Genomic DNA, 8,260 nt, shown 5'->3' with positions numbered 1-8,260 from the left:
CATCAGGACCGCCCAAAGATCGGTTTGACCTCGCCCCCGAAACTGGGATGAATAGGCGCATTGAGGAGAGTCATCCGTGAACGCAGTAGAGATTGAACAGGCCATCTCGGACCTGGCAGAAACCCCATTTGACGCAGAAGAGTTTCCCTTCGCCTTTCTGGAGGCCTTCGGGAACAAAGAGGCCACCATGAAGCGGCTGCGCAAAGGGGACACGAACAAGTCCGACCTCGGCGGCGTCCTTCAGACCAAGAACATCCACCTGAAGGTCGCTGATACTGGCAAGGTCTCGGACACGCTCGCTAGCCTTCGCAGCAGCCCAGCCACAGCCAAAGGCAAGGTGCGCTACATCCTCGCCACCGATGGCACCGATCTTGAGGCTGAAGACCTGACCACTGGCGAGACCGTGGCCTGCGCCTATACCGACTTCCCCAACCACTTCGGGTTCTTCCTCCCGCTGGCCGGGATCACCACGGTCAAGCAGATCCGCGAGAACGCTTTCGACGTGCGTGCGACATCGCGGCTCAACCGCCTCTACGTTACGCTCCTGCAGGACAACCCCGAGTGGGGCACGGCCGAGCGTCGGCACGACATGAACCACTTCATGGCGAGGTTGATCTTCTGCTTCTTTGCTGAGGACACCGACATCTTCTCGGGCGACAACCTGTTCACCGCGACTGTCTCGACCTTCTCCGAACGCGATAGCTCCAACACCCACGAGGTCATCTCCGAGGTCTTCCGGGCGATGGACGTGAAGATCAAGGATCGTGCCTCGGCCAACCTACCGAACTGGGCTAACACCTTTCCCTATGTGAACGGCGAGCTGTTCTCTGGCTCGACCGAGGTCCCCCGCTTTTCCCGCATCGCGCTGAAGTACCTCCTGCACATCGGCAACCTCGACTGGAAACAGATCAACCCCGACATCTTCGGGTCGATGATTCAGGCCGTCGCGGATGAAGAGGAACGATCGGCGCTGGGGATGCACTACACATCGGTGCCCAACATCCTCAAGGTGCTGAACCCGCTGTTCCTCGACGACCTTCGGGCAGCCTTGGACGAGGCTGGCGACAACGCGCGAAAGCTCCTCAATCTGCGCAAGCGGATCTCCAACATCCGGGTGTTCGATCCGGCCTGTGGGTCCGGCAACTTCCTCGTCATCGCCTACAAAGAGATGCGGGCGATCGAGGCCGAGATTAACAAGCGCCGGGGAGAGAGCCGGGAAAAGTCCGAGATCAGCGTCCAGAACTTCCGTGGGATCGAGTTGCGGGACTTCTCTGCCGAGATTGCGCGACTGGCCCTCATCATCGCCGAATACCAATGCGACGTGCTCTACATCGGACAGAAGGCCGCGCGAGAGGCGTTCCTGCCGCTGGATGAGAAGAACTGGATCACCTGTGGCAATGCTCTGCGGGTGGATTGGCTGTCTGTCTGCCCTCCCAGTGGCAGGGCGGTGAAGTTTCAGGCCGAGGACCTGTTCGACAGCCCGCTGGATCAAGCTCAGATCGACTTCGAGAACGAAGGGGGCGAGACCTATATCTGCGGCAACCCGCCTTACCTTGGCTCCACATGGCAATCGACGGAGCAGAAGGAGGATCTCGGACGGATCTTCGAAGGACGTGTCAAGAGCTGGAAGTCCCTCGACTATGTCGCAGGCTGGTTCATGAAGGCCGCTGACTACGGGCTGCACACACCAACGGTCAGCGCCTTCGTGACGACAAACTCCATCTGTCAGGGGCAGCAGGTACCGATCCTTTGGCCCGCGATTTTTGCTGATGGGCATGAGATCACCTTCGCCCATACCTCCTTTAAGTGGGCGAACCTTGCCAGCCACAACGCGGGCGTGACCGTGGCGATTGTCGCAATTACCAATGTGGCGGGACGAGAGAAACGGTTGTTCTCGATTGATGAGAACGGGGAGACGGTGGCAAAAAGTGCTTCTAACATAAATCCGTATTTGGTGGACGGACCCAACATTGCAGTAGAACCCCGAAGTAAACTGCTCTCTTCAGTTTCAAAGATGGACAATGGCAATAAGGCGGTCGATGGTGGCTTCCTCCTACTTGAGCCATGGGAGGTTCCGAACCTCGGTTTGAGCGAAGAGGACGAAGAAACTTTCGTCAGAAGATTTGTCGGGTCTGCTGAAGCCATCAATGGCAAATTGCGCTATTGCATTTGGGTAACTGATGAAACTTTGGAGAGGGCTCGCGAAATCCCGACAATCAATCAGCGAATTGAGTTAGTGAAAATCGAACGCCTCAAGAGCACAAAGAAGATGACCCAAGACTCGGCTTCTTATGCTCATGCTTTTCAACAAGTGCGACAGAGCGGAAAAGAAGAACTTCTGGTAATCCCACGTGTGAGTTCCGAAAATAGGGACTACCTCCCTGTGGTCCCGATGGAAAAAGGTACGATCATTTCTGACAAGTGCTTCTCGTTCTACGATGCCCCGCTCTGGAACATGGCGCTGATTGCCTCGCGGCTGCATTGGGTCTGGATCGGCACGGTCTGCGTGCGGCTGGAAATGCGTTTCAGCTATTCCAACACCCTCGGCTGGAACACCTTCCCCGTCCCCAAGCTGACCGAAAAGAACCGCGCCGACCTTACAGCGACGGCGGAAGGCATCCTTCTGGCCCGCGAGGCGCATTTCCCCGCCACCATCGCGGACCTCTACGACCCAGAGAACATGCCCGACGACCTCCGAGCCGCCCACGATCGCAACGACGAAACCCTAGAACGCATCTACATCGGCCGCCGCTTCAAGAACGACACCGAACGGCTGGAGAAGCTCTTCGAGATGTACACCAAGATGACAACGACGGTGCAGGCATGAGTGAGTTCAATCGTTTGACCGTGGTTGCAGCTGTGCAAGTGGTGGCTAGCTACCACTCACATGCGGGTATGGAAGTCCACGAGGTTCAGTGGGACATCCATCACCTGGTGGTTGGGTCGTCCAGCAAGACTTCTCGCATCTCGACTTGGTCGAAAGTCGCCTTGGAGTCCAATCCTCAAGTGATGACAGAAGGTGGCATGATGAGCCTTCAGCGAGCCATATTGAACCTCGCGAAAGATGCCCCCCCTGCTATGCGGGCCGAACCAGAATGGAAGAGGTTTATCGCTGGTCTTCGTTTCGATGGCTTTGAGGTTGTCGAAATGGAGATGCCTTCGGGTGAAACGAGTTTGTTTGGAGAACCACGAACGAAGAAGGTTGCTGAGATACGCCGCATGTTGCCAACGTCGGTTCCAAGACTAGACTTTCGCGAGGCGGAAAGCGAACTCGTCTCGATCTTGGATCAGGTCGGTTTCGCCGTTCCTCGAGGTCACTTGAACCAAGCAACCACCAATTTCTCACTTGGGAATTGGGCGGCCGCCAATGCTCAGTTCCGAACATTCTTCGAGTCACTGGTTGAAGAGACTGCCCGAACGCTTGGGTTTTCTGGGAGTGATCACCGTGGCCGGGTTAGGTTCCTCGGCGAGCTTGATCCGCCGTTCCTACTGCCCGGCTACAACGAGTGGAACGCCAATGACCAAAAGCCGCAGTACTTTCATGGCCTCATGGCTCGGCTTCATCCCGAAGGTAGTCACCCAGGCTTGTCGGAAGAAGAGGACGCTACGTTCCGTTTCCAGATTGTCCTGATCTCAGCTCGATTGCTGTTGCGCAGGTTACAGCAACGACTGGCGGTATAGGAGGCTTCTGATGGACGGAACGTCGGCACACCGAACTACACCCACGCTCGACGAGATCGAGGCACTGCTGGTCAACAACCCGGACCTGCACCGGATCCAGGCGCATCTTGGCCGCTTCAACCCGATCAAGGTCATGGGCATGGAGCACATGGAGATCCGTCACTCGGCGATCCTTGGCTGGCTCATGGATCCGCAGGAAAGCCATGGGATGGGCGATGCTTTCCTCAAGGCGTTTCTGATGGAGGCGATGCGAGGGCATGACGTCGCGGGGAAGCCAACCGCGCTAGACATCCTTCAAAGCGACCTCAGCGACGCCGAAGTCCGCCCGGAATGGCGTAGCATAGACCTCCTGGTCCTTAGTCCTCGCAACGGCTGGGTCTTTGTGATCGAGAACAAGGTGCATAGCGCCCTGCACAGCAACCAGTTGGACCGTTACATGGAGATCGCCCATTCGACCTTCATCAGGTCCAGTCACTACTCTTGCCTGAAAGGCATTTTCCTTTCCCTCAACGATGAAGATCCGAACGATAGCCGCTTTGCGCCCATCAGGTACGATGCGGTCTACCAACTGCTGGAGCAGGTCCTAGCGTCACGCTCGCATCCGCTATCGGCCGAAGTCGCGGCTTTCATCAACCATTACTTGCAGATCATTAGAGAGGCCGTCCGCATGGACCAAGATAGGTTGGACCTCGAGAAACTCGCCCGCGAGATCTACCGCGACCACAAGCGGGTGCTCGACTTTATCGTGGAGAACGGCAAGAGCACAGACTTTGCCATGGCAGCGGAGGCTGTGTTCGGGGAGAACGTGAAGTATCCAGATGTCGTCAGCGTAGGCGATATGAGCTTCGTCTACTTGAACGGCGACATGGCCGCTGTCAGTTTCCTTCCGGAGGGCTGGTTTGATGTGCTGGGCGGACCAGCGCAAGTATGGCCGGGATGCGAGAAGTACTGGGCGGGCTTTCCTCTGATCACTTGGATCCGCCTCACGACCAGCGCCGATGGAACCAGTGGCAGAGTGAAGCTGTACGGAGAGGTCGGTCCATTGAAGGATCACGGATTGAGGACCGCCTTAATCCAATCGATCGGCCAAGTCGGGAAAGACAACGCGAGATTGCGCATCAAGTTCCAGAAGGGAGCTACTGACGAGGGGAAACGCTACTCTCGATTCTTCCAGCAGAACACGTTTGCCGTAGACGATGTTCACGACCCGGACCGGATCTCGGCTGCTATCCACAAAGCTCTCAAGTCTTTCGACGATGAGTTCGATGCGATTAGAGAGGCAATTGGACCTGTGATCCAGACCTGGCTGGAGGCCCAATAGGATGAGCAAGTCAGTCCCCTCAGTTTCCGTTCGCTATGCGCAGACAGGTACCGACCAGAAGTCTAACGAGCTTGGGATGCGCCCGATGCAGGAGCGAGCCTTTGAGCGACGTGGCGAGCAATACCTGCTTATCAAGTCACCGCCTGCTTCGGGGAAGAGCCGTGCGCTCATGTTCATCGCTCTCGACAAGCTAGAGAACCAGGGTTGCAAACAGGCGATCGTCGTTGTCCCCGAGAAATCCATCGGGGCCAGCTTCAACAACGAGCCACTGACCAAGTTCGGCTTCTGGGCCGATTGGTACGTCGCCCCTCGTTGTAACCTGTGCAACGCACCAGGGGGCGACAGTGGCAAGGTTGATGCGGTGGGCACGTTCCTCGCGAGTTCCGACAAGGTGCTGGTTTGCACTCATGCCACCTTTCGCTTCGCGGTTGACAAGTTCGGCATCGAGGTCTTTGACGATCGCCTGATCGCGGTCGATGAGTTCCATCATGTCTCGGCCAACCCAGAGAACAAGCTAGGCGCTCAGCTCACAGCTTTGATAGCCAGAGGAAGTGCCCACATCGTAGCGATGACAGGGAGCTACTTCCGTGGCGATGCCGAAGCGGTCCTGTCACCTGATGACGAGGGCAAGTTCGATACGGTGACCTACACCTACTACGAGCAGCTGAACGGCTATCGGTGGCTCAAACAGCTCGATATTGGGTACTTCTTCTACACAGGGCCATACGCCGACGACATCCTGAACGTCTTGGATCCGAACGAGAAGACGATCATACACATCCCTAGTGTGAACGCGCGTGAAAGTACCAAGGACAAGCACAAGGAAGTCGAGCACATCATTGATGCCCTGGGCGAATGGGAAGGCGTGGACGAGGCGACGGGCTTTCAGCTGGTCAAGTCGGCCACGGGTAGAGTGTTGAAGATTGCCGATCTCGTTGATGATACCGATATGGGACGACGCAACAAGGTGCTCAACTCGCTCAAAGATCCAACGCGGAAGAACAATCGAGATCACGTCGATATCATCATTGCGTTGGGTATGGCGAAGGAAGGATTCGACTGGATCTGGTGTGAACATGCACTTACCGTTGGATATCGCGCCAGCCTGACGGAGATCGTGCAGATCATCGGACGGGCAACCCGAGATGCTGAAAACAAGACGAAAGCGCGTTTCACCAACTTGATTGCTGAACCAGATGCGGCAAGCGACGCCGTGGCAGAAGCTGTCAACGATACGCTGAAAGCCATTGCAGCCAGCCTGTTGATGGAGCAGGTGCTCGCGCCCAAGTTCGACTTCGTCCCGAAAACCGCCTCAAGCGGCCCAGTCGAAGGCGTGGACTATGGTCCCAATGGCTATGACTACAGCCAAACGAACGTGGGTATGAGCGACAACCCCCAAAAGCCGTACCAGATCGAGATCAAAGGCCTGATCACGCCATCCAGTGAGAAAGCGCAGAAGGCCTGCGAAGACGATATCAACGACATTGTCGCAAGTTTCGTGGCGGACAGAGCGACAGTGGCCAAGGGGATCTTCACTCCGGCTGATGATCTGGTGACTGAAGAAATCACCCAGTTGAAGATGGGCAAGGTCATTCGCGACCGATATCCCGACCTAGATGACACCGACCACGAGGCCATTAGGCAAAGAGCTGTTGCGGCGCTCAACCTAACGCAGAAAGCTGCAGAGGCAGTGCGCAAGTTGCAAGACGACCCTAGCCAACCTTCGGCGAACACAGCACTCATCGATGGTGTGCGCAAGTTCGCGATGGATGTAAGGGAACTGGACATCGATATGATCGACAGTATTAACCCCTTCGGCGAAGCATACTCGATCCTTGCGAAATCCATGAGCGAGGAGAACTTGAAGCAGGTTGCACACATCATCGCGGGCAAGAAGGCCTCGCTTAGCATCGACGAAGCCAGAGAGCTTGCTGGAAGAGCGTTGCGATTCAAGGCAGATCGAGGTCGCTTGCCTTCAATCACGGCAGCCGATCCTTGGGAACGGCGTATGGCCGAGGGTATCGCGTTTCTCCAGCGCAAGACTGCAGAGATGAAGCATGGCTGACCTTACGGATGAAGAACTGCTCGCCGCGCTTGGCGTGGAGCCAGAGGCACCCAAACCCGCAGCTCGAAACGCGAAAGAGGAGCGTATCATCGCGGGGTTTGAAGACATCCAACGGTTTGTGGATGACAACGGCCGGGTCCCGGTAAACTCTGATGAAGGTGACATCTTCGAGTGTTTGTATGCCGTCCGATTGAAGCGTCTGCAGGCCCTGCCAGATTGCCTCGAGTTGTTGGCCCCACTGGACCGACAGGGCATTTTGGCGGGTAGTTTCGAAGCTATGGACGCTCCCGCACCGCAAGACGATGAGGAGCTGTTGGCGGCTCTCGGTTTGGGTACTAACGAAGGCGGATTGACCGAGCTACGGCATGTCCGACCGAGCGCCGAAAAGAAGGCAGCTGAAGAGGTCGCGCAGAGGGAGAAATGCCCGGACTTCGATCGGTTCAAGGACCTCTTTGCCAAGGTTCAATCGGATCTCGACCTTGGTATGCGCACAACAAGGCCATTCGAGTTGAAAGCTGAGATCCGTCCGGGGCGGTTGTTCATTGTTGGAGGGCAGAAAGCCTACGTTGCCGAGATGGAGGAGATGTTTACTAACGCTCAAGGCCGAACGGATGCGCGGCTGAGAGTGATCTTCGACAATGGCACCCAAAGCAACATGCTGATGCGATCTCTTCAACGTGCCCTTCACAAAGACGAAGCGAGCAGGCGTATCACTGACCCAACCGCCGGGCCACTGTTTTCGGACCAACTTGAAGAGGGGGATGAGAGCAGTGGCACGATCTATGTTCTGCGAAGCAAGTCTGAGTTACCAGTCGTGGTCGAGAACCAAGATCTCTTGCACAAGGTCGGTGTGACGGGCGGGAGTGTGGAGCGGCGTATCGCAAACGCTAGACTAGAGGCCACCTTTCTATTGGCGGACGTTGAAATCGTCACCACCTACAAGCTGGCTAACATCAACCGTACGAAACTAGAAACACTGATACACCGTGTACTTGAACCCGCGAGACTAGAGATCGAAATCTCGGACCGTTTCGGTAATCCAGTGATACCGCGCGAATGGTTCTTGGTGCCATTGTTTGTGATTGACGAGGCTGTGGAACGGATCAGGGACGGGTCGATTGGTCAGCTAGTCTACGACCCTACGGAGGCTCGGCTGGTAAAGAGGGGCTAGGTCGCGCCATTCCCGAGGAGGC

General features: G+C 56.4%; 5 protein-coding genes. All 5 read left to right on the top strand.

From position 1 onward, the window contains the following. Positions 1–76 precede the first annotated feature (76 nt). From KTQ37_RS16350 to KTQ37_RS16330, 5 genes are read left to right on the top strand one after another with little or no spacing between them, the layout of a single operon-like run. Positions 77–2,827, top strand: coding sequence for a class I SAM-dependent DNA methyltransferase (locus tag KTQ37_RS16350; RefSeq protein ID WP_218631581.1), 2,751 nt, complete (start codon positions 77–79; stop codon positions 2,825–2,827). Then, on the top strand, positions 2,824–3,681 hold the full coding sequence (locus KTQ37_RS16345; RefSeq protein ID WP_218631580.1) for a hypothetical protein: 858 nt from the start codon (positions 2,824–2,826) through the stop codon (positions 3,679–3,681). Before KTQ37_RS16350 ends, KTQ37_RS16345 begins: the two co-directional genes overlap by 4 nt. Positions 3,682–3,691: 10 nt before the next feature. After that, positions 3,692–5,002 (top strand): PDDEXK-like family protein, encoded by a 1,311-nt coding sequence (locus KTQ37_RS16340; RefSeq protein ID WP_218631579.1) that lies wholly within the window; start codon positions 3,692–3,694, stop codon positions 5,000–5,002. A gap of 1 nt (position 5,003) precedes the next feature. Further along, the gene (locus KTQ37_RS16335) at positions 5,004–7,067 is read left to right on the top strand and encodes a DEAD/DEAH box helicase (protein ID WP_218631578.1); all 2,064 of its coding nucleotides are present in this window, start codon (positions 5,004–5,006) and stop codon (positions 7,065–7,067) included. Beyond that, on the top strand, positions 7,060–8,238 hold the full coding sequence (locus tag KTQ37_RS16330) for a GIY-YIG nuclease family protein (protein WP_218631577.1): 1,179 nt from the start codon (positions 7,060–7,062) through the stop codon (positions 8,236–8,238). The genes KTQ37_RS16335 and KTQ37_RS16330 overlap by 8 nt, the downstream gene beginning before the upstream one ends. The last annotated feature ends 22 nt before the right edge of the window (positions 8,239–8,260 follow it).

The sequence above is a fragment of the Sedimentimonas flavescens genome (assembly GCF_019264375.1).
GTDB classification, from domain to species: domain Bacteria; phylum Pseudomonadota; class Alphaproteobacteria; order Rhodobacterales; family Rhodobacteraceae; genus Rhodobacter; species Rhodobacter flavescens.
This window is presented reverse-complemented; position numbering and strand designations above follow the sequence as displayed.

Coding starts and splice junctions, on each gene's coding strand:
- KTQ37_RS16345 (WP_218631580.1), top strand. CDS start 2,824: ATGAGTGAGTTCAATCGTTTGACCGTGGTTGCAGCTGTGCAAGTGGTG.
- KTQ37_RS16340 (WP_218631579.1), top strand. CDS start 3,692: ATGGACGGAACGTCGGCACACCGAACTACACCCACGCTCGACGAGATC.
- KTQ37_RS16335 (WP_218631578.1), top strand. CDS start 5,004: ATGAGCAAGTCAGTCCCCTCAGTTTCCGTTCGCTATGCGCAGACAGGT.
- KTQ37_RS16330 (WP_218631577.1), top strand. CDS start 7,060: ATGGCTGACCTTACGGATGAAGAACTGCTCGCCGCGCTTGGCGTGGAG.